At 70.5% G+C, this 20,996-nt stretch carries 15 protein-coding genes and 1 riboswitch; of the genes, 7 read left to right on the top strand and 8 right to left on the bottom strand.

All coding sequences use genetic code 11. From position 1 onward, the window contains the following. The first annotated feature begins 397 nt into the window (after positions 1 to 397). The 3 genes from ACFYTE_RS06175 to ACFYTE_RS06165 all read left to right on the top strand — a co-directional run bounded on the left by ACFYTE_RS06175 (position 398) and on the right by ACFYTE_RS06165 (position 2,968). Positions 398 to 970: an RNA 2'-phosphotransferase gene (locus ACFYTE_RS06175; protein WP_388705577.1), complete on the top strand. Its 573-nt coding sequence runs from the start codon at positions 398 to 400 to the stop codon at positions 968 to 970. Between the two features lie 132 nt (positions 971 to 1,102). Next, on the top strand, positions 1,103 to 2,005 hold the full coding sequence (locus ACFYTE_RS06170) for an LLM class flavin-dependent oxidoreductase (protein WP_388705575.1): 903 nt from the start codon (positions 1,103 to 1,105) through the stop codon (positions 2,003 to 2,005). Between the two features lie 75 nt (positions 2,006 to 2,080). After that, complete coding sequence (locus ACFYTE_RS06165; protein ID WP_388705571.1) at positions 2,081 to 2,968, top strand: HAD hydrolase family protein; 888 nt, start codon at positions 2,081 to 2,083, stop codon at positions 2,966 to 2,968. Here the strand turns inward: ACFYTE_RS06165 and ACFYTE_RS06160 are convergent, their stop codons facing one another. The 5 genes from ACFYTE_RS06160 to hisC form a co-directional block, all read right to left on the bottom strand. After that, positions 2,969 to 4,039 carry a M23 family metallopeptidase gene (locus ACFYTE_RS06160; RefSeq protein ID WP_388705569.1) on the bottom strand — a complete coding sequence of 357 codons (1,071 nt, stop codon included), beginning with the start codon at positions 4,037 to 4,039 and terminating at the stop codon, positions 2,969 to 2,971. A 269-nt stretch (positions 4,040 to 4,308) separates the two neighbouring features. Further along, on the bottom strand, positions 4,309 to 7,884 hold the full coding sequence (cydD, locus tag ACFYTE_RS06155) for a thiol reductant ABC exporter subunit CydD (RefSeq protein WP_388705566.1): 3,576 nt from the start codon (positions 7,882 to 7,884) through the stop codon (positions 4,309 to 4,311). 84 nt (positions 7,885 to 7,968) lie between these two features. Further along, positions 7,969 to 8,976 (bottom strand): cytochrome d ubiquinol oxidase subunit II, encoded by a 1,008-nt coding sequence (cydB, locus tag ACFYTE_RS06150; RefSeq protein WP_388705564.1) that lies wholly within the window; start codon positions 8,974 to 8,976, stop codon positions 7,969 to 7,971. Positions 8,977 to 8,994: 18 nt separating this feature from the next. Beyond that, positions 8,995 to 10,503: a cytochrome ubiquinol oxidase subunit I gene (locus tag ACFYTE_RS06145; RefSeq protein ID WP_388705561.1), complete on the bottom strand. Its 1,509-nt coding sequence runs from the start codon at positions 10,501 to 10,503 to the stop codon at positions 8,995 to 8,997. A gap of 325 nt (positions 10,504 to 10,828) precedes the next feature. After that, positions 10,829 to 11,908: a histidinol-phosphate transaminase gene (gene hisC, locus ACFYTE_RS06140; RefSeq protein ID WP_388705559.1), complete on the bottom strand. Its 1,080-nt coding sequence runs from the start codon at positions 11,906 to 11,908 to the stop codon at positions 10,829 to 10,831. Positions 11,909 to 12,347: 439 nt separating this feature from the next. Between hisC and ACFYTE_RS06135 the strand changes: the two genes are divergently transcribed. The 3 genes from ACFYTE_RS06135 to ACFYTE_RS06125 all read left to right on the top strand — a co-directional run bounded on the left by ACFYTE_RS06135 (position 12,348) and on the right by ACFYTE_RS06125 (position 15,811). Beyond that, a complete protein-coding gene (locus ACFYTE_RS06135; protein ID WP_388705557.1) occupies positions 12,348 to 13,460 on the top strand; it encodes a LacI family DNA-binding transcriptional regulator in 1,113 nt (370 codons plus the stop codon). A 224-nt stretch (positions 13,461 to 13,684) separates the two neighbouring features. After that, complete coding sequence (locus ACFYTE_RS06130) at positions 13,685 to 14,761, top strand: metallophosphoesterase (RefSeq protein WP_388705555.1); 1,077 nt, start codon at positions 13,685 to 13,687, stop codon at positions 14,759 to 14,761. A 180-nt stretch (positions 14,762 to 14,941) separates the two neighbouring features. Continuing rightward, entirely contained in the window at positions 14,942 to 15,811 is an 870-nt protein-coding gene (locus tag ACFYTE_RS06125) for a hypothetical protein (protein ID WP_388705553.1), read from the top strand. A 126-nt stretch (positions 15,812 to 15,937) separates the two neighbouring features. On the opposite strand, the gene thiC is transcribed toward ACFYTE_RS06125, so the two are convergent. Beyond that, a complete protein-coding gene (thiC, locus tag ACFYTE_RS06120) occupies positions 15,938 to 17,773 on the bottom strand; it encodes a phosphomethylpyrimidine synthase ThiC (RefSeq protein ID WP_388705550.1) in 1,836 nt (611 codons plus the stop codon). Further along, positions 17,766 to 17,943: riboswitch (TPP riboswitch) on the bottom strand. It overlaps the preceding gene by 8 nt. Before the next feature lie 80 nt (positions 17,944 to 18,023). On the opposite strand from thiC, the gene ACFYTE_RS06115 reads away from it, so the two are divergent. Beyond that, entirely contained in the window at positions 18,024 to 19,463 is a 1,440-nt protein-coding gene (locus tag ACFYTE_RS06115) for a YibE/F family protein (protein WP_388705939.1), read from the top strand. 127 nt (positions 19,464 to 19,590) lie between these two features. On the opposite strand, the gene ACFYTE_RS06110 is transcribed toward ACFYTE_RS06115, so the two are convergent. After that, complete coding sequence (locus ACFYTE_RS06110) at positions 19,591 to 20,028, bottom strand: SsgA family sporulation/cell division regulator (protein ID WP_388705547.1); 438 nt, start codon at positions 20,026 to 20,028, stop codon at positions 19,591 to 19,593. A 99-nt stretch (positions 20,029 to 20,127) separates the two neighbouring features. Further along, on the bottom strand, positions 20,128 to 20,988 hold the full coding sequence (locus tag ACFYTE_RS06105) for an IclR family transcriptional regulator (RefSeq protein ID WP_388705544.1): 861 nt from the start codon (positions 20,986 to 20,988) through the stop codon (positions 20,128 to 20,130). Positions 20,989 to 20,996: the final 8 nt, after the last annotated feature.

Here is a 20,996-nt window from a genome sequence, read left to right as displayed (position 1 = left end):
CAGCACGGCCGGCAGACCGTGAGGGCGAACTGCCCAGCGCCCTAGGGCCGTTGGCCACCCGAGCACTTGGACCCGGGAAGGCGTGGACACGCCGTGCGGGAGACGCGCTGTGTGCCGGTTCCGGTCGAGACGATCCGGGCCGTGGGACAGCTCGTTGGCGCTGAGTACGCAGTGGTGTTCGTCTCCCTCGCCGCAGAAAGCCGCGCCACGGATGGGCACTTGGACGCCTGACGACAAGTCACCGCCCAGTCAATGATCTTGGCGAATCACCCTGAACCGCCCACGAGTTGTCCACAGTTTCGCCAATTAGCCTGTGGATAACCGAACTTGGCTGTGGACCAAACCTCAGGGTGAAAATTGTCAGCGTGATCCACGTCTCCCCCGGCATCCTGAGGGAGTGAATACGAGAGACACAAGATCAGAAGACGAGAAGCGCACCGTGAAGGTGTCGAAGTACCTCTCGAAACACCTGCGCCACCAGCCCGAGCGGATCGGCATCACGCTCGACGAGGGCGGCTGGGTCGAGATCGACACGCTGATCGCCGCGGCGGCGGCGCACGGGTTCCGGCTCACCCGCGAGGAACTCGACCACGTCGTGGCCACCAACGACAAACGGCGGTTCGCGATCGAGGGCACCCGGATCCGCGCCAGCCAGGGCCACAGCGTCCAGGTCGACCTCGGCCTGCCACCGGCGACCCCGCCTGCGTACCTCTACCACGGCACCGTCGCCCGGAATCTGGACGCGATCCGCGCCGCCGGCCTCAGGCCCATGAACCGCCACGACGTACACCTGTCGGCAGACCGCGAGACCGCAACCCGCGTCGGCGCCCGTCGCGGACGTCCCGTCGTGCTGTCGGTCGACGCCGCGGCCATGCACCGCGACGGCCACGTCTTCCACCTCAGCGCGAACGGCGTGTGGCTCACCAAGGCCGTACCGCCCCGGTACCTGCGCTTCCCCGAGCCGCACTGACGGCCCCGGACCCTCCCGTGCGGCCCTCCGCTTCCCTGGCCGCAGCGACGTACCCCCCGCCCGCACATGGCCGGACGACCGCGCACCGTGACCGTCCACCCGCTGTCAGTGGCGCCCCTTAGTCTCGAACGCATGAACCTGCGTCTGAGCACCGTGATCCTTCCCCACCGCCCCTGGACCGAGGGCGGCCGCGCGGCATGGACACGCGCCGAGGAACTCGGGTTCCACACCGGGTACACCTACGACCACCTGTCCTGGCGCAGCTTCCGCGACGGCCCGTGGTTCGGCGCGATCCCGACGCTGACCGCGGCGGCCGAGGCCACCGACCGGATGCGCCTGGGCACACTGGTGACCTCGCCCAACTACCGGCATCCGGTGACCCTCGCCAAGGAGCTGATCTCGCTCGACGACATCTCCGGCGGCCGGATCACCCTCGGCATCGGCGCGGGCGGTACCGGCTTCGACGCCACCGCGCTCGGGCAGGAGCCCTGGACCCCGCGCGAGCGGGCCGACCGGTTCGCCGAGTTCGTGCCGCTGCTCGACCGCCTCCTGACCGAGGACTCGGTGTCCTACGAGGGCGTCTTCTACTCGGCGCACGAGGCGCGTGACATCCCCGGCTGTGTGCAGCGCCCCCGGCTGCCCTTCGCGGTGGCCGCCACCGGGCCCCGCGGACTCGCACTCGCCGCGCGGTACGGCCAGGCGTGGGTGACCACCGGCGACCCCACGCTGTACGAGCAGGGCACACCGGAGCAGTCCGTCCAGGCGCTGCGCGGACAGATGGACAAGCTGGCCGCCGCCTGCGCCGTCCTCGGCCGGGACGTGGCCGGGGTGGACAAGATCCTGCTCACCGGCTTCACCCCGGACCGCGGCCGGCCGCTGGAGTCCCTGGACGCCTTCGTGGACTTCGCCGGCCGCCACCGGGAACTGGGGTTCACCGAGATCGTGATCCACTGGCCCATCCCCCATTCGGACTTCGCCGCGGACGAGAAGGTCTTCGAGCAGATCGCCCTGGATGCCGGGGCACAGCTGGGCTGACCTCGGGTGCGGCGCCGCCCGGTCGGCGTCGTGTGCGTCTCATCTGTGCGCACCGGCGCACGGCCGTGCGGGCATATGCGCGAGAATGACCCGGTGACCTCAGCGACCCGACAGCCCGAGACCCCGACTGCCGCCGTCCCGACCCGGCTGATCGCCACCGACCTGGACGGCACGCTGCTGCGTGACGACAAGTCGGTCTCCCCACGGACGGTCGCCGCGCTGGCCGCCGCCGAGGAGGCGGGCATCGAGGTTTTCTTCGTGACCGGCCGCCCGGCCCGCTGGATGGACGTCGTCAGCGACCATGTGCACGGCCACGGCCTGGCGATCTGCGGCAACGGTGCCGCGGTGGTCGACCTGCACGGCGGCCCGGGCACCCACCGGTTCGTGAAGGTGCGGGAACTGGCCCGGGAGAACGCGCTGGACGCCGTACGGCTGCTGCGCGAGGCGGCGCCCGGCACGGTGTACGCGGTCGAGCAGACGTACGGCTTCCACCAGGAGCCGGCCTACCCCAAGCTGCACGTGGAGGTGCCCGACAACCTCCTGCCCGCCGAGCGGCTCCTCGCGGCCGGCGGGCCCGGCGGCGACGAGCCGGTGCTCAAGATCCTCGCCTACCACCCCGACCTCGACCCCGACGCCTTCCTCACCCTGGCCCGGCTCGCCGTGGGCGAGCGCGCCACCGTCACCCGCTCCAGCCCCAGCGCCCTGCTGGAGCTGAGCGGCCCCGGCGTCTCCAAGGCCAGCACGCTCGCCCTGTGCTGCGCCGAGCGCGGCATCTCGCCCGCCGAGGTCGTCGCCTTCGGGGACATGCCCAACGACGTCGAGATGCTGACCTGGGCGGGCCGGTCGTACGCCATGGGCAACGCCCACCCGACCGTGGTGGCGGCCGCGTCGGGGCGCACGGACGCCAACAACGAGGACGGCGTGGCGGCCGTCATCGAGCGGCTGCTGGCCGAGCGGGTGTAGTCACCCGAGCCGCACACCATGCCCGGCCAGCCAGGACACCGGGTCCACCGCCGATCCGGCCTCCGGCGTGACACGCACCTCGAAGTGCAGATGCGGGCCGGTCGAGTTGCCGGTGGTGCCCGACTGGCCGATCCGCTGCCCGGTGTCCACCCGGTCCCCCTCCTCGACGGCGACGGCGGCCAGGTGTGCGTACTGGGTGCAGTAGCCGTCGGGGTGCCGGATCACGATCTGGATGCCGAAGGGGCCCCCGCACGACACCTGCGCCACGTGGCCCGCGCCGACCGCCCGCACCGGCGTCCCGATGGGCACCGCGAAGTCCTGCCCGGTGTGCCGGTGCGCCCACCGCTCACCCCCGCTGCCGAATCCCGCGGACAGCTCGTACGTCCGCACGGGCGCGACCCACGCGCCCTCAACGCGCGGCAGGGGCAGGTCCAGCCGTACGGCGGCGCGGCACCGGCCCGCCGCGGCCGAGCCGTCCGCCCGGTGCTGCAATTGCCCGCGTGCCGCCTCCAGCTTGCGCTCGATGTCCCGCCGCAGCTCGGCGAGTTCGCTGGTCCGCCGGCGTACCGCCCGCCAGGCCGACCTGGCCCTGGCCTCCTCCGCGGCGAGCCGTGCCTCGGCCCGGCGGCTCCTGTCGACGGCGTTGCTCACCGCAAGGCTCGTCCGCGAGAAGACGCGCTGACCGCGCATCAGCTGCTCCGGACCGGTCGCGAGCACCATCTGCGCGGTGAACGGCAGTCCCCCGCCCGTCCGGTACTGGGCGCGGGCGATCCGGCCGAGGTCCGCGTGCAGCACGGACATCTGCCGCCGCTCCCGGCCGAGCAGCCGCTCGGCGCGCAGGGCCCCGGCACGCTGCCGTTCCGCCTCGCGCCGCCCCGTCTCGTACTGCCGTGCCGCCTCGGCCGCCTCCCGGTACAGCCGCGCCACCTTGAGGCTGAGCCCCGGCACGTCGCCGGAGCGGGGCACGGCGTCGGATCCATCCAGGGCCGCGTGCGCGGGCGGCGGCGCGAGGACGGTGAGCGCGCACAGCAGCGCCGGGGCGAACAGCGGATGACAGCGGTATGAGCGCATGCGGGCGATGGTGGCGCGCTGGGGCGGCCCCGGTCACCTCGACGCGTAGGCCCGGGGCCCCGGTTGCCGCCAATGGCCCAGCGGGGCGCGCACCCGCACCCCGTGGCGGACAGCGCCCCGAAGGGGCGCGGGGAACTGCGCGACCAGCCACGACGACGCCGCAGACGACCGACGACATCGCGGCACATCCAAGGGGCGCGGGGAACGCCGCCACCAGCCACGACGGCACCGCAGACGACCGACGACATCGCGGCGCAACCAGCGGAGCGCTAGGCGCCGACCGGCAGTTCCGCCGCCGCCTCCCGCTCGGCCATCGCCCGCAGTGGCCCGTCCACGGCGGCCAGCTCGGCGTACGTCCCGCGCTGCGCCACCCGGCCCTCGTCCAGCACGACCACCTCGTCCACGGCGTCGAGTCCGGCCAGCCGGTGCGTGATCAGCAGCGTCGTACGGCCCTCGGTGGCGGCCAGCAGATCGGCCGTGAGCGCGTCGGCCGTCGGCAGGTCCAGGTGCTCGGCGGGCTCGTCGAGCACGAGGACCGGGAAGTCGGCGAGCAGCGCGCGGGCGAGCGCCAGCCGCTGCCGCTGCCCGCCGGACAGCCGGGCCCCGTGCTCCCCGACGAGCGTGTCCAGCCCGTCGGGCAGCCCGTCCGCCCAGTCGAGCAGCCGGGCCCGGGCGAGCGCGTCCCGCAGGTCGGCCTCGGTGGCGTCCTTCCGCGCGAGCAGCAGGTTCTCCCGGACGGTGCTGTCGAAGAGGTGCGCGTCCTGGGCGCACAGCCCGACGAGGCGCCGTACGTCGTCGCCGTCCAGCGCGCGGGCGTCCACACCAGCCAGTGTGTAGGAGCCCGCGTCCGGGTCGAGGAACCTCAGCAGCACCTGGCCGAGGGTCGTCTTGCCGGACCCGGACGGGCCCACCAGGGCCACCCGGCGCCCCCGCTCCAGCGTCAGGTCCAGCCCGGCGAGCGCGTCCCGGTGCTGCCCGGGATGACGGGCGGCGAGCCCCTTCACGACCAGCGGGAACGGGGAAACGGGTGCCTGCCGGGGCCGTCGCGGCTCCCGTACGGGCTCGGCCGCGTCCAGCACCTCGTACACGCGTTCCGCGCTGCGCCGCACCCGCTGCCGGTAGCGCACGGCGATCGGCAGTCCGAGCACCGCCTCGAAGGCGGCGAGCGGGGTCAGGACGACCACGGCCATGGCCACGCCGTCCAGCCGTCCCCCGGCGACCGCCTGGGCGCCCAGCAGTGCGGTCGCCGCCACGGTCAGGCCGGAGATCAGGGCGGTGAGCCCGTCGCCGAGCGCGGTGGCGGTGGCCGCGCGCGAGGCGATCCGGGTGAGCGTGCCGTCGGCCTCTCGCGCCGCGTCGGTACGGGCGGGCAGCGCGCCGGCGACGGTGAGTTCGGCGGTGCCGGTGAGCAGGTCGGTCACGCGCGTGGCGAGCAGTCCTCGGGCGGGCGCCAGCCGGCGCTCGGCGTGCCGTGCCACGGCGCCGGTCAGCAGCGGTACGCCGACGCCGGCCGCGAGCAGGCCCACCGCGAGCGCGGCCCCCGCCTCGGGCAGCAGCCACGCCGTGAACGCCACGGACCCCGCCGAGACGGCGAGCGCGACCCCGGCGGGCAGCAGCCAGCGCAGCCAGTAGTCCTGCAGCGCGTCCACGTCGGAAACCAGCCGGGACAGCAGGTCGCCTCGGCGGGCGCTGCGCAGACCGGCGGGCGCCAGCCGTTCCAGCCGCCGGTACACCGCGACCCTCGTGTCGGCCAGCATCCGCAGCACGGCGTCGTGCGAGACCAGCCGCTCCGTGTAGCGGAACACCGCCCGCCCGATGCCGAAGGCCCGGGTCGCGGTCACGGCCACCATCAGATACAGCACCGGCGGTTGCTGCGAGGCGCGTGAGATCAGCCAGCCGGAGGTGGCTATGAGCCCGACCGCGCTGCCGAGCGCCAGGCTCCCCAGCAGCAGCGCGAGCGCGAGGCGGCCACGGCGGGGGCCCGACATGGCCCGCACCCGGGCGAGGACACCGGACGCCGGGCGGCCGGACCGGTCACCTTCGGCGATGGAGCCACTGCCCGGCGCGTCCGAGGCCGCACCGCCCGGGACGCCCGTAGCCGGCACGCCTGCGGCCGACGCGCTGTCGGCGGGTCCCGAGTCCTCTCCCACCCACTCGTTCGCGGTGGGCCCGAGGGCGCCATGGGCTTCTCCCGCCCAGGACGAGCGGACGGGCTCGGCCTCGGACAGCCTCACCACCCGGTCCGCCACGCCCAGAAGGGCGGGACGGTGCACGACCAGCAGGACCGTGCGCCCCACGGCCAGCCGTCGCACCGCCGCCACGACCTCGGCCTCGGTCGCCCCGTCGAGCGCGGCCGTCGGCTCGTCCAGCAGCAGCACGGGCCGGTCCGCCAGGAACGCCCGGGCCAGGGCCAGCCGCTGCCGCTGACCGGCGGACAACCCGGCCCCGTCCTCGCCGAGCAGGGTCGCGGCACCGTCGGGCAACGCGTCCACGAACTCCAGCGCGCCGGCGTCGCGCAGCGCCCGGCGCACGGCCTCGTCGTCCGCGTCGGGCCGCGCCAGCCGTATGTTCTCCGCGATCGTCCCGGCGTACAGGTGGGGCCGCTGCGGCACCCAGGCGATCCGTGACCGCCACCGTTCCGGGTCGATGTCCGCGAGGTCCCCTCCCCCGATCCGCACCCGGCCCCCGGTGGGCCGCACGAAGCCCAGCAGCACACTGAGGAGCGTCGTCTTGCCCGCTCCGCTCGGTCCGACGAGGGCGACGGTCTCGCCGGGCTCGACCGTGAAGGACACATCCGTCACGGCGTCCGCGGACCGCCCGGGATAGCGGACGGTGACCTCTTCGAAGGCCAGCGCACCGGCCGGCACCGGGCCCTTACCGGCCTCGGGAAGGGGTGTCTCCAGCACGGCGAAGATCTCCTCGGCCGCCGCCAGGCCCTCCGCCGCCGCATGGAACTGGGCGCCCACCTGACGCAGCGGCAGATAGGCCTCCGGCGCCAGCACCAGGATGACGAGCCCGATGTACAGGTCCATGTCGCCGTGGACAAGCCGCATGCCGATCGTCACGGCGACCAGTGCGACGGACAGGGTGGCGAGCAGTTCCAGGGCGAAGGAGGAGAGGAACGCGATCCGCAGGGTCCGCATGGTCGCCTGGCGGTACTCGCCGGTGATGCGCCGGATGGACTCGGCCTGCGCCTTGGCCCGTCCGAAGACCTTCAGCGTCGGCAGCCCCGCGACCACGTCCAGGAAGTGACCGGACAGCCGGGACAGCAGCCGCCACTGGCGGTCCGTCCGGGACTGTGTGGCCCAGCCGATCAGCACCATGAAGACGGGGATGAGCGGCAGGGTGCCGACGATGATCGCCGCCGACACCCAGTCCTCGGTGACGATCCGGGCGAGCACGGCGGCCGGTACGACCACCGCAAGCCCCAACTGCGGCAGATAGCGGGAGAAGTAGTCGTCGAGGGCATCCACCCCGCGAGTGGCGAGGGTGACCAGCGACCCGGTCCGCTGTCCGCTGAGCCAACCGGGTCCCAGCGCCGCCGCCCGTTCCAGGAGCCGTCCGCGCAGCTCCGACTTCACCGATGCGCTGGCCCGGTGCGCGGCGAGTTCGGTGAGCCAGGAGACGACCGCACGGCCAGCCGCCACGGCCACCAACAGCAGCAGGGGAGTGCGCAGTTCGGTGACCGACAGATGGTGCTGGAAGGCACCGACGACCACCTCGGCGATGAGCATGGCCTGGGCGATGAGCAGGCCGGCCCCCAGTGCGCCCAGGCCGACCACCGCCGCCAGGAAGAGGCGGGTGGCTCGGGCGTACCGGAGAAGACGAGGATCGATCGGTTTCACGTGAAACATGCCCTTCGGTCCGGGGAGGCCTGTTTCACGTGAAACGTTGTGAGACAGGCCTCCCGCCAGACTCAGTGACCAGACTCAGTGACCGGCCTCGGGAGCGAGGTGCTGCGTCCCGATCCGCTTGCGGAACACCCAGTAGGTCCATCCCTGGTAGAGCAGCACGATCGGCGTGGCGATCACCGCGCACCAGGTCATGATCTTCAGGGTGTACGGGCTCGACGAGGCGTTGGTGACCGTGAGGCTCCAGTCCGCGTTGAGCGACGACGGCATGACGTCGGGGAAGAGCGAGAGGAAAAGCATCGCCACGGCCGCCACGATGGTGACGCCCGAGAGCCCGAACGACCATCCCTCGCGCCCCGTCTGGTTCGCCGCGAGGGCGGCCAGCAGCGCGACCACCGCCACGGCCATCGCCACCAGACTCTTGCCGTCACCGTGGTCGATCTGCGTCCACAGCAGGAAGACCAGCGCCAGCACGGCCGTGACGAGACCGACCCTCAGCGCCAGCTTCCTGGCCCGGGCTCGGATGTCCCCGACGGTCTTGAGCGCCGTGAACACCGCACCGTGGAAGGTGAACAGCGTCAGCGTCACCAGGCCGCCGAGCAGCGCATACGGATTGAGCAGATCGCCGACATTGCCGACGTACTCGAAGTGCTGGTCGATCTTCACGCCCCGGACGATGTTGCCGAAGGCCACGCCCCAGAGGAACGCCGGGATCAGCGAGGTCCAGAAGATCGCCGTCTCCCAGTTCCGCTGCCAGTGCTCCTCGGGGCGCTTCGCCCGGTACTCGAAGGCGACGCCCCGGACGATCAGGCACAGCAGGATCACCAGCAGGGGCAGATAGAAACCGGAGAACAGCGTGGCGTACCACTCGGGGAAGGCGGCGAAGGTCGCACCGCCCGCGGTGAGCAGCCACACCTCGTTGCCGTCCCACACCGGGCCGATCGTGTTGATCAGCACCCGGCGCTCGGGCCGGTCACGGGCGAGCAGCTTGGTGAGGATGCCGACCCCGAAGTCGAAGCCCTCCAGGAAGAAGTAGCCGGTCCACAGGACGGCGATCAGGACGAACCAGACGTCGTGAAGTTCCATGACTGCAGCTCCCTGGGCCTAGTACGAGAAGGCCATCGGCTTGTCGGCGTCACGGGAGTCGCCGCCGATCTTCGTGGGCGGGTTGAGGTCGGCCTCGGTCAGCTCGGGCGGGCCGGCCTTGACGTACTTCACCAGCAGCTTGACCTCGATGACGGCGAGGACGGCGTAGAGCGCGGTGAAGATGATCATCGAGGTGAGGACCTCGCCCTGGGAGACCCCGGGGGAGACCGCCTGCCGCGTCTGCAGGACGCCGTAGACGACCCATGGCTGGCGGCCCATCTCCGTGAAGATCCAGCCCCATGAGTTGGCGATCAGCGGGAAGGCCAGGGTCCAGATCGCAATGCGCCAGTACCAGGGGGTGAGCTTCGGTCCGAGCGCCTTGTTCTTGAACAGGACCAGATGCGGCACCTCGTCCTCACCCACCCGCAGATGCTGCGGCAGCATGAACTTCTTGCGGGTCAGCCAGAGCCCGACGATGCCGATGGCGAAGGACGCCATGCCGAACCCGATCATCCAGCGGAACGCCCAGAAGGTGACGGGGATGATGGGCCGGTAGTCGCCAGGACCGTGCTGGGCCTGCTCGGCCTTGTTGGTGTCGTTGATGCCGGGGACGTAGGAGTTGAAGTTGTCGTCGGCGAGGAACGACAGCACCCCCGGGACGGACAGCTCGACGGTGTTGTGCCCCTTGCTGACGTCGCCGTAGGCGAACACCGAGAACGGCGCGCCGTTCTGGCCGTCCCACAGGGCCTCGGCTGCGGCCATCTTCATCGGCTGCTGCTTGAACATGACCTTGCCGAGAGTGTCACCGCTCACCGCGGTGAGCAGGCCGGCGATGACGACGGTGACGAGCCCCAGCCGCAGCGAGGTCTTCATCTCGCGCACGTGCTTCTTGCGGGCCAGATGGAAGGCGGCGATGCCGACCATGAAGGCGCCGCCGGTCAGGAAGGCCGCCGTGAGGGTGTGGAATGCCTGGCTGAGCGCGGTGTTCTGGGTGAGCACCGCCCAGAAGTCGGTCAGCTCGGCACGCCCCCGCGCCTTGTTCATCGTGTAGCCGATGGGGTGCTGCATCCACGAGTTGGCGGCGAGGATGAAGTACGCCGACAGGATCGTGCCGATCGAGACCATCCAGATGCAGGCCAGGTGGATCTTCTTGGGCAGCTTGTCCCAGCCGAAGATCCACAGCCCGATGAAGGTGGACTCGAAGAAGAACGCGATCAGCGCCTCGAAGGCGAGTGGTGCGCCGAAGATGTCACCGACGAAGCGGGAGTAGTCCGACCAGTTCATGCCGAACTGGAACTCCTGCACGATGCCGGTGACGACACCCATCGCGATGTTGATCAGGAAGAGCTTCCCCCAGAACTTCGTCGCTCTCAGATACTTCTCGTTCTCCGTGCGGACCCAGGCGGTCTGCAGTCCGGCCGTGAGAGCGGACAAGGAGATCGTCAGAGGGACGAAGAGGAAGTGGTAGACGGTGGTGATACCGAACTGCCATCGCGCCAGGGTCTCTGGCGCCAGTGCCAATTCCACGTCGTCAGCTCCTTACATCGCCGTGGTACTGCGGCAGTCTGCCCCTTTTGTCACACCCATCAGTGGAGCAAACGGGGCACGCTTGTGAACGCGTTCACATTCACAAGCAATTATGACGCATGACCGTTCGACCCCGTAGGGGTGGGGGGTCCCTTAACGCGGACCGACCGGATCCGGCGGAAGAGGACCGATGGCCCCATGGCGATGCCCGCCTGCGGAAACACGCCCGAGACGGGCGAGACGGGCGAATGGCTCCCCGACGTACGTGTGGCCCGTTTCACGTGAAACGGGCCACACGCAGGGTCATCGCGAGGGGCGGAGGGGACTACAGCTCCTTGCGGAACGCCTCGGTCACCTTCAGGAAGATGTCGTTCGCCTCGTTCTCGCCGACCGTCACCCGCACCCCCTCCCCGGCGAACGGCCGGACCACCACCCCGTGCCGCTCACAGGTCTCCGCGAAGTCGCCGGTGCGCTCCCCCAGCCGCAGCCAGACGAAGTTGGCCTGCGTCTCGGCGACGGTCCAGCCCTGGGCCCGCAGCGCGTCGACCACTCGCGTCCGCTCGCACACCAGCGAGCCGACCCGGCCGAACAGCTCGTCCTCGGCACGCAGCGAGGCGATGGCCGCCTCCTGCGCGAGCTGGCTCACCCCGAACGGCACCGCCGTCTTGCGCAGCGCTGCCGCCACCGGCTCATGGGCGATGGCGAAGCCGACTCGCAGCCCGGCAAGGCCGTACGCCTTGGAGAAGGTCCGCAGGACGCACACGTTCGGCCGGTCCCGGTACAGCTCCACCCCGTCCGGCACCTCGGGGTCGCGGATGAACTCCCGGTATGCCTCGTCGAGCACCACCAGGACGTCGGCGGGCACCCGGTCGAGGAACCGCTCCAGCTCGGCCCGCCGCACGACCGTGCCCGTCGGGTTGTTGGGGTTGCAGACGAAGATCAGGCGCGTCCGGTCGGTGATCGCATCGATCATCGCGTCCAGGTCGTGCACTTCGCCCGGGGTGAGCGGGACCTGCACGGACCGGGCACCGCTGATCTGCGTGATGATCGGGTACGCCTCGAAGGAGCGCCAGGCGTAGATGACCTCATCGCCCGGGCCGCTGGTGGCCTGGAGCAGCTGCTGGGCCACTCCGACGGAACCGGTGCCGGTGGCCAGGTGCGCGAGCGGGACGGCGAACCGCTCCGACAGCTCGTTCATCAGCCCGGTGCACGCCATGTCCGGGTAGCGGTTGAAGGACGAGGCGGCGGCGGTCACGCTCTCCATGACACCGGGCAGCGGCGGATACGGGTTCTCGTTCGAGGAGAGCTTATAGGCGGCCGGGCCGCCTGCCGCCGCGGGCTTGCCCGGCTTGTAGGTGGGGATACCCTCCAGCTCGGCGCGCAGCTTGGGGCTCGTCTCGCTCACCGCAGTCCTCCTCGCGACCACCGGCGGACCGTCAACACCGCCGACATCCAATACTGCTCACCATATGAGGATTCGGCGTCCCTGCGTACAGGCCGGGACCTATGGGAAGCGATGAGGGGCAAACCTCACGAACCTCACCGGCATCAAGGGCATCATGATACGAATCAACATGAAACAGGGGGCGCGTCGCACATATATCTACGCGCCGGTGGCTTACGCCCTGGCGCGCATCCCTCGTGCAGGTGAGTTGAGACCTCTTCGAAACATCGGACACTTGGCAGGCCCATGCGTGTCGACACGTCACGTCCTGCCATTGGATCGCTCAACTACCTTTCTTTCTAAGGAGGTTGACCCGGTATGTCCATGCAGAAACGTGCCTGTCAATGCAGGCATATGCGTCCGCACTACCCCACCGCATGAGCCCTACTATCGGCTCGCCATGACAGCAGCAGGGAAGCACCAGGTGAGCCGCGCGGAAACCTCACGACGAGGCAGCCGGCCGGGTCGGGCGGGCATCAGAGATGTGGCCGCCGCCGCCGGAGTCTCCATCACAACCGTCTCCGATGCCCTGAACGGCAAGGGCAGACTCCCGGACGCCACCCGCCGTCATGTCCGCGAGGTCGCCGACCGATTGGGCTACCGCCCGTCGGCCGCGGCACGCACGCTCCGCACGGGCAAATCGGGCCTCATCGGCCTCACTGTGACGACCTACGGGGATGAACCTTTCACCTTCACCGAGTTCGCGTACTTCGCCGAGATGGCCCGGGCCGCCACCTCCGCCGCGCTCGCCCGCGGCTACGCGCTGGTGATCCTGCCCGCGACCTCACGCCACGACGTGTGGTCCAACGTCGCCCTGGACGGCACCGTCGTCATCGACCCCTCCGACCAGGATCCGGTGGTCAGCGAGCTGGTCCGGCAGGGCTTACCGGTCGTCTCCGACGGCCGCCCGGCGGGCCGGCTCCCGGTCACGGCATGGGTCGACAACGACCACGAGGCCGCCGTACTCGGCATCCTCGACCATCTCGCCGAGGCGGGTGCCCGCCGCATCGGCCTGCTCACCGGGACGACGACGGACACCTACACCCATCTGTCGACCACCGCCTACCTGCACTGGTGCGAACGCGTCGGCCAGGACCCGGTGTACGAGGCCTACCCGGCGCACGACCCCTGCGCCGGCGCCGTCGCCGCGGACCGGCTGCTGGCCCGCCCGGACCGCCCCGACGCCGTCTACGGACTGTTCGACCCCAACGGCACCGATCTGCTGGCCGCCGCCCGCCGCTACGGACTGCGGGTCCCGGACGACCTGCTCCTGGTGTGCTGCAGCGAGTCGACCGTGTACGCGAACACCGAGCCGCCCATCACCACACTCTCGCTGAAGCCGCGCCGCATCGGCACGGCCGTGGTCCAGCTCCTCATCGACGCCATCGAGGGGGTCGAGTCGGACCGACCGGTCGAGCAGGTGATACCGACCGAACTGATCGTGCGCACGTCGTCCCAACGGCGGCCGCCGCGCACAACGGTCAGCCCACCCCGGGTGCCGGAAGAGAACTAGTGGTCCGGGGCCGGCGGCGGACGCGCCCCGCCCCGGCCCCGGTGGTGACAGCAGCGACCAATCGGGGCGAAAGCCGCGATGATCCGAGCCCCTGCCCCGATTCACCACCCCTGGGTCATCACATGGCGCGATCCGCATTCCTATGATGGGCCCACGACACCACGGACCGCTGCGACCAGGCAGTCCGATGTGGTGCAGATGCGGCGCGATGGTGGAGGGGTCGGATGACTCAGGGGGCCGGTCAGGGACCCGAAGCGGAGCGGACGGCGACGTTGCGCGACTTCCGGGTGCCCGCGTACGTCAACGAAACCGGTCCGTACGCCCACAGCGCCCACCCCGGCGGCACCGTCACGCCCGTCGAGGAGGGCTACCCGGAGGGCTACACCCCCACCGAACGCGACCTGCCCGTCATCACCCGCGGCGACGCGCCCCAGGTGTCCGTCGAACCGGCGCCCGCGCCCACCGCGCAGCCCGGGGCCGGCCCCGGTGCGCTGTTCGTGGTCGGCGATGTGCACGGGTACCTCGACGAACTGGTCGCCGCCCTCCAGCACAAGGGCCTGATCGACACCGCGGGCCACTGGTGCGCGGGCACCGCCCGGCTCTGGTTCCTCGGCGACTTCACCGACCGCGGCCCCGACGGCATCGGCGTCATCGACCTCGTGATGCGGCTGTCCGCCGAGGCCGCCGCGGCCGGCGGCTACTGCAAGGCCCTCATGGGCAACCACGAACTGCTCCTGCTGGGCGCCAAGCGGTTCGGCGACACCCCCGTCAACTCCGGCGCGGGCACCGCCACCTTCCAGGCCGCCTGGCTCCTCAACGGCGGCCAGAAGACCGACATGGACCGGCTCCAGGACCACCATCTGCAGTGGATGGCCCGCCTCGACGCCGTCGAGGAGGTCGACGGCTATCTGCTCGTGCACTCCGACACCACCGCCTACCTCGACTACGGCGACTCGATCGAGGCCGTCAACGACACCGTCCGCGAGACCCTCACCCGCAATGACGCGGACGAGTGCTGGGACCTGTTCCGCAAGTTCACCAAACGCTTCTCCTTCCGCGACGAGGGCGGCGCCGAAGCCGTCCGCTCACTGCTCGATACGTACGGCGGCACCCGGATCGTTCACGGTCACAGCCCGATTCCCTATCTGCTCGGGCAAGTCGGCTCCGAGGACGGCGAAGAGGGCGCCGGGCCCGTGGTCAAAGGCCCGCACGTCTACGCCGACGGGCTCGCCATCGCGATGGACGGCGGCGTGACCATGGCCGGAAAGCTGCTGGTCCAGCAACTTCCCCTGGATATCTGAGGGTTCCCGGGGCAGGCGCCCCGCCACGACGTCCGCGCCGGCCGACTGCCAATTTCCGGCAACCCCTGTCACCGCGTACCGTCGCGGCTCTACCATCGGCTTATCCGTAGCAGGCTCCCCTCCGTTTCTGCCCGACGGCTCGCCGGCGTGCGAGCCCCAAGCCCTACGGAGCATCGGGGGATGCACATGAACAGCGTTCCGCAGCACCTGCTGAACGAGGACCGCCAGGACTATGAGCGGATCCTCGATGAGGCGCTGCGCTCCGCAACACACCGCCTTGACCTGGCCGCTGTCGGACAGCGGCTGAACTCCGAACAGCTGCGCACCATGGCGCTGAACGCCACCGCACTCATCGCGGCGGCCGCGGCGACCGAGTACCAGCACTATGTGAAGGTCCGCGAGGAACTGCGCCAGCCGGCGCCGTCCACCCCGCCGTCGTCCACCCGGGAATCCGGTTCCACGGACCCGGGCTCGGGCGCGGTGGGGCTCGCCACCACCCTGGGCGAGGCCGCTGAGACCACCGGCGCGGGCGCCATCGCCGTCGTCGCGGTCCTCGCGCCCGTCCTCGCCGGAACCGCCGCGGCGATATTCCTGCTCGTCGGCTACGTCCTGAAGATGCTCGACCCCGAGCCGGCGTTCGCCCAGACCATGCTCACCGCGGGCTGGGTGTTCGGTGCGGTGACCGCGGCCGCGATCCTCGTCGCCGCCGTCGGCCTGCTGCTCACCGCCCTGCGCAACCGCCCCTCGCTGGAGGTGGGAGCGTACGCGGCGGCGAACACGGAGCTGGTCCGGGCCCGGGAAGCCTGGCAGGAGGCCCTGCTGGAACGGGGCATCCTGCCGTTCCTGCGGGACGCGCTGACGGAACCCGGCAGGACGGCGAACCTGCGTACGCACCCGCCTGCGCCGACCAGCCGCATGCCGCGCCTCGGCTACGGCCGCCCGGGCTTCAGCAGCCCCGAGGACGGCTCCGCATCGGGCTCACGTCCGAGCTTCAGCAGCCCGGACTACACGAGCCCGGACTTCGGCGGCCCGGACCACCAGCCCGAGTGATCCCGGCTTGCGCCCCCGCGGGGGCGCAAGCCGGGCACCCGGTCGAGCCCGTCGACTCCCGAGACGCCCCGACGCCGGGAACGCCGTGATCCGGCCACATTCCTGGTGTTCGGGACGACGCCGCGTTCAGTCGGCGATCGGCAGGTACACCCGGTTTCCGCCGGCCGCGAACTCCTTCGACTTCTGGAGCATTCCCTCGGCGATGTCCTCCGGGAAGGCCCCGTCGGCCGCGTCGCCGCCGAACCGCTCCGTGATGCTGTGGCTGATCTTCATCGAGCAGAACTTCGGTCCGCACATGGAGCAGAAGTGGGCCGTCTTGGCGGGTTCGGCCGGAAGCGTCTCGTCATGGAACTCCCGTGCCGTGTCCGGGTCCAGGGCGAGGTTGAACTGGTCTTCCCACCGGAACTCGAAGCGGGCGTCGGACAGCGCGTCGTCCCACTCCTGCGCACCCGGGTGCCCCTTGGCGAGGTCGGCCGCATGGGCGGCGATCTTGTAGGTGATGACGCCGGTCTTGACGTCGTCCCGGTTGGGCAGACCCAAGTGCTCCTTGGGCGTGACGTAGCAGAGCATGGCCGTGCCCCACCAGGCGATCATCGCGGCGCCGATGCCGGAGGTGATGTGGTCGTAGGCCGGAGCGACGTCCGTCGTCAGCGGGCCGAGCGTATAGAACGGAGCTTCATCGCAGATCTCCTGCTGAAGGTCGATGTTCTCCTTGATCTTGTGCATCGGGACGTGTCCCGGGCCCTCGATCATCGTCTGTACATGGAAACGCCCCGCGATCCGGTTGAGTTCCCCGAGCGTGCGCAGTTCCGCGAACTGCGCCTCGTCGTTGGCGTCCGCGATCGAACCGGGACGCAGGCCGTCGCCGAGCGAGTACGTGACGTCGTAGGCGGCGAGGATCTCGCACAGTTCCTCGAAGTTCTCGTACAGGAACGACTCCTTGTGGTGCGCCAGGCACCAGGCGGCCATGATCGATCCGCCGCGCGAGACGATGCCGGTCTTGCGGTTCGCGGTCAGTGGCACGAACGGCAGCCGAACCCCGGCGTGGACCGTCATGTAGTCCACGCCCTGCTCGGCCTGCTCGATGACCGTGTCCTTGTAGATCTCCCAGCTCAGTTCCTCGGCCCTGCCGTCGACCTTCTCCAGTGCCTGGTACAGCGGCACCGTGCCGATGGGCACGGGGGAGTTGCGCAGCACCCACTCGCGGGTGGTGTGGATATTGCGACCGGTGGACAGGTCCATGACCGTATCGGCGCCCCAGCGGGTCGCCCAGGTCATCTTCTCGACCTCCTCCTCGATGGAGGACGTCACCGCCGAGTTGCCGATGTTGGCATTGACCTTCACCAGGAACTGCTTGCCGATGATCATCGGCTCGATCTCCGGGTGGTTGACATTGGCGGGCAGCACGGCCCGTCCAGCGGCGATCTCCTCGCGGACCACCTCGGGAGAAACGTTCTCCCGGACCGCCACGAACTCCATTTCCGCAGTGATCTCGCCCCGCCGCGCATAGGCGAGTTGGGTGACCGCCCCGCCGTCACGGCTCCGACGCGGTTGGCGCGGGCGGCCGGGGAAAACCGCGTCCAGGTTGCGCAGACCGCCGCGCGGCGCGGTGTGCTTGATCCCGTCGTCCTCGGGGCGGACGGGGCGGCCCGCGTACTCCTCCGTGTCACCACGGGCGATGATCCAGTTCTCGCGCAGCGGCAGCAGGCCCCTGCGGACGTCGGTCTCGACGAGCGGATCGGTGTACGGGCCCGAGGTGTCGTAGAGCGTCACCGACTCCCCGTTGGTCAGGTGCACCTGACGGACCGGCACCCGCAGATCGGGGCGCGAGCCCGCGACATACCCCTTGTGCCAGCCGATGGACCGTCCCGCCCCCGCGTCATCGGCGCCATCGGGCCCGTTGACGGATCCGTTCACCGCGTGCTGTGCGGAGGCAGGCGTGCGTATGTCCTTGTTGGTCATGAGACCTACTCCCTACGCCGGCATTACCCGGTAACAGGTTCGGCGGTCGACGCAGCGGTGTCCGTCCATCGGTGCTTCCTGTGAAACATCACTCGTTCCACGTGAAACATCGCGAAGACGGAGGTCAGCGCCCTCTCAGCCCGGTGCTCCGAGCTCCCGCGTGTGCAAAGGTGCCTCCACGCTAGCGTCAATTCGGGCGCGGTGAACAGAGGGCCCCTGTCGTTCTTGCGATGATCGGTCGGTGACCACGATGCAGCAGTCCCCCCACCCCCCGTCCGGGCCACAGCGCAGGCAGGGCTCCGCACAGGGCGGCGGACACGGCCACGAGGGCCACGATTCCGGTGACGGCCACGGGCACGGCCATGGCCACGCGCACAGTCATGGTCATGGCCCCGCGGCGCCCGTCTCCAAGCATCTGCGCAAGGTCATCGCGGCCGTCCTCATCCCGTTCGCCGCGGCGGTCGTCGTCGGGCTCATGGTGCTCTGGCCCGGTGGCGCACCGTCGCACGAGCGCACCGGGGTCGGCTTCGACCGGCAGACGCAGCAGGCCACGGTCACCCAGGTCGTCGCGGTGAGCTGCAAGTCGGTGAACGCCTCGGGGGACACCCCGACCGGTGACACGTCCACCGCCGAGGGCAGCTCCGCACAGCAGCAGGCAACCGGCACCTGCAAAAAGGCCACGATCCGGGTCGACACCGGCAAGGACAAGGGCCGTACGTTCACGGAGATCGTCCAGCCGGACCAGTCACGGCAGTTGCACCAGGGGGAGAAGGTCGTCGTCGCGTACGAGCCGTCGGCACCGAAGGACCTGCAGTACTCGGTCACCGACGTGAACCGGAAGTTCCCCCTGGTGCTGCTCGCCGGCATCTTCGCGCTCGTCGTCGTGGTGGTGGGCCGGCTGCGTGGCGTGATGGCGCTGGTCTCCCTGGCCATCAGCTTCCTGGTGCTGACCCTCTTCATCCTGCCCGCCATTCTCCAGGGCTCGAACCCGCTGGTCGTGGCGGTGGTCGGATCGAGCGCCATCATGCTGATCGCCCTGTACACCTGTCATGGGCTGTCGGCCCGGACCTCGGTGGCGGTGCTCGGCACGCTGGTCTCGCTCCTGCTGATCGGCGTCCTCGGCTCGGGGTTCATCGGCTGGGCGGCGCTGACGGGCAACACGGACGACAACACCGGCCTCATCCACGGGCTGTATCCGGCGATCGACATGAGCGGTCTGCTCCTGGCCGGCGTCATCATCGGTTCGCTGGGCGTCCTGGACGATGTGACGGTGACCCAGACGTCGGCCGTCTGGGAGTTGCACGAGGCCAATCCCTCGATGGGCTGGCGCGGGCTGTACCGGGCGGGCATCCGCATCGGCCGCGACCACATCGCATCCGTCGTCAACACGCTCGTCCTCGCCTATGCCGGTGCCGCGTTGCCGTTGCTGCTGCTCTTCTCGATCGCGCAGAGCAGTGTCGGCACGGTCGCCAACAGCGAACTGGTGGCGGAGGAGATCGTCCGCACCCTGGTGGGCTCCATCGGCCTCGTCGCCTCGGTGCCCGTCACCACGGCGCTGGCGGCCCTGGTGGTGTCGGCCGACCGGCCGGGGCGGCAGTCAGCGGCCCCCACGGGGGCGGCCCAACCCCCCGCGGGGGCGGGGCAACCCACCGTGGCACGGGGCGGCCGGGGCAGGCGCCGCAAGCGGTGACGCCCCGCACGGCGGACACAGAGGAGCCTGCAGAAAGGAGCCTGCGGAAGGCCGGAACGGACAAGGAGAAGCGTTCCTGCACAATCCGGTGCGGCACGGTCGGGCGGACTCTGCGACGCAGGACGCCTCAGCCGGCGCTCTGCTCCTCGGCCAGGATGCGGTCCAGGGCCTCGTCGAGATGAGCGTCGAAATCGGCCAGCGCCCCCTCCTGGCCCAGCGGCACCAGCTTGTCCGTACGGTCCAGGAACGCCACCAGCGGTGGCGTCGAGGAGCGGAACATGGCCTGATCGCCGCCGACCTGAAGCCGGATCAGCACCTCGCCCAGAACGTCGGGATCGCTGGGCGCGATGTGCACATCCCCGTCCCCGCAGGGTCTGCCCACGCCGTCGACCAGCAACTCCCGCCCGAAGGCCCAGGTCACCGGGGCGTCCCCGGGCAGATGGAAGGTCAGCCGTACGGCATAGGGATCACAGGTCTCGTACCGCAGCTCCACCGGAATGCGGAAAGAGAGCTCCTCGGACACGAGAAAGCTCATCATGACCTCTGCCTGTACGGACTCGCGCATCGCCTACCCCGTCGTGTAACGCCGACCGGCCTCGAATGACCCCACTGCCACTGAGGGCATCTTGCTGAACGTATGCGACAGATCACAAGGAGTGAGTTTTCAGATACTGATAGAGAGCGCGAGCGCCCCGAGATGCCGTCCGATCCCGGCCTGCAGTCGCTCCACCGCGGGCAGCAGCCGGTCGGCCTGGCGGGCGGGCATCGAGAGGGCCATCGTTGCCGCCGTGGTGCCGACCGTGATCGGGACGGCGGCGCAGACCGTGCCCAGTGCGTACTCCTGCCGCTCCGTCACCGGTTCCATCCGCCCCATCCGCTCCAGACGCCGCAGCAGGCTGTGGTCGTCACGCACGGTGTACGGGGTGAGGGACTGCACCGGGTAGCGGTCGAGGTGGTCGCGGCGCGCCGCGTCGTCCATTTGGGACAGCAGGCACTGGCCGATCGCGTGCGCGTGCCCGGTCTCGCGGAAGTCGGCCCACTCCTCGACCGCCGGGTTGCCCGGAGTGTCGGAGACGCACACGACGTCGATCTCACCCCCGCGGTACACGGCGTAGTACACGGGGACACCGATGGAGTCGCGCCAGCGCGCGAGCGTGGAGGCCACCGTGCTGCGACGTTTCTGCTTCGCGCCGCTGCCACTCAGCCGCACGGCCGCCTCACCGAGGAAGAACAGCCCCTTCTCGCGCCGCAGATAGCCCTCGTGCACAAGGGTGCGCAGCAGGTGGTACGCCGTGGGGAGCGCCAGCTTGGTCTCGCGGGCCAACTGCTTGGCGGGGGCTCCGTACTCGTGCCCGGCGACGCACTCCAGCAGGCGCATCGCACGCTGCACGGATCCGATGAGGGTCGCGGAGTGCGACTGCTCGGGGATGGCCGCGGCGGGCGGCCGCTGCACGGGAGGCGCCGCGGGGGGCGCCGGACAGGGAGACGTGGGCGTCTCCGCGGGTGCGGTGTCAACCGTGGCCAAGGTCACTC

The organism is Streptomyces sp. NPDC004629, from assembly GCF_042873595.1.
GTDB lineage: Bacteria > Actinomycetota > Actinomycetes > Streptomycetales > Streptomycetaceae > Streptomyces.
Note: the sequence above shows the minus strand (reverse complement) of the source record. Positions and strands in the feature narration are given on the sequence as shown.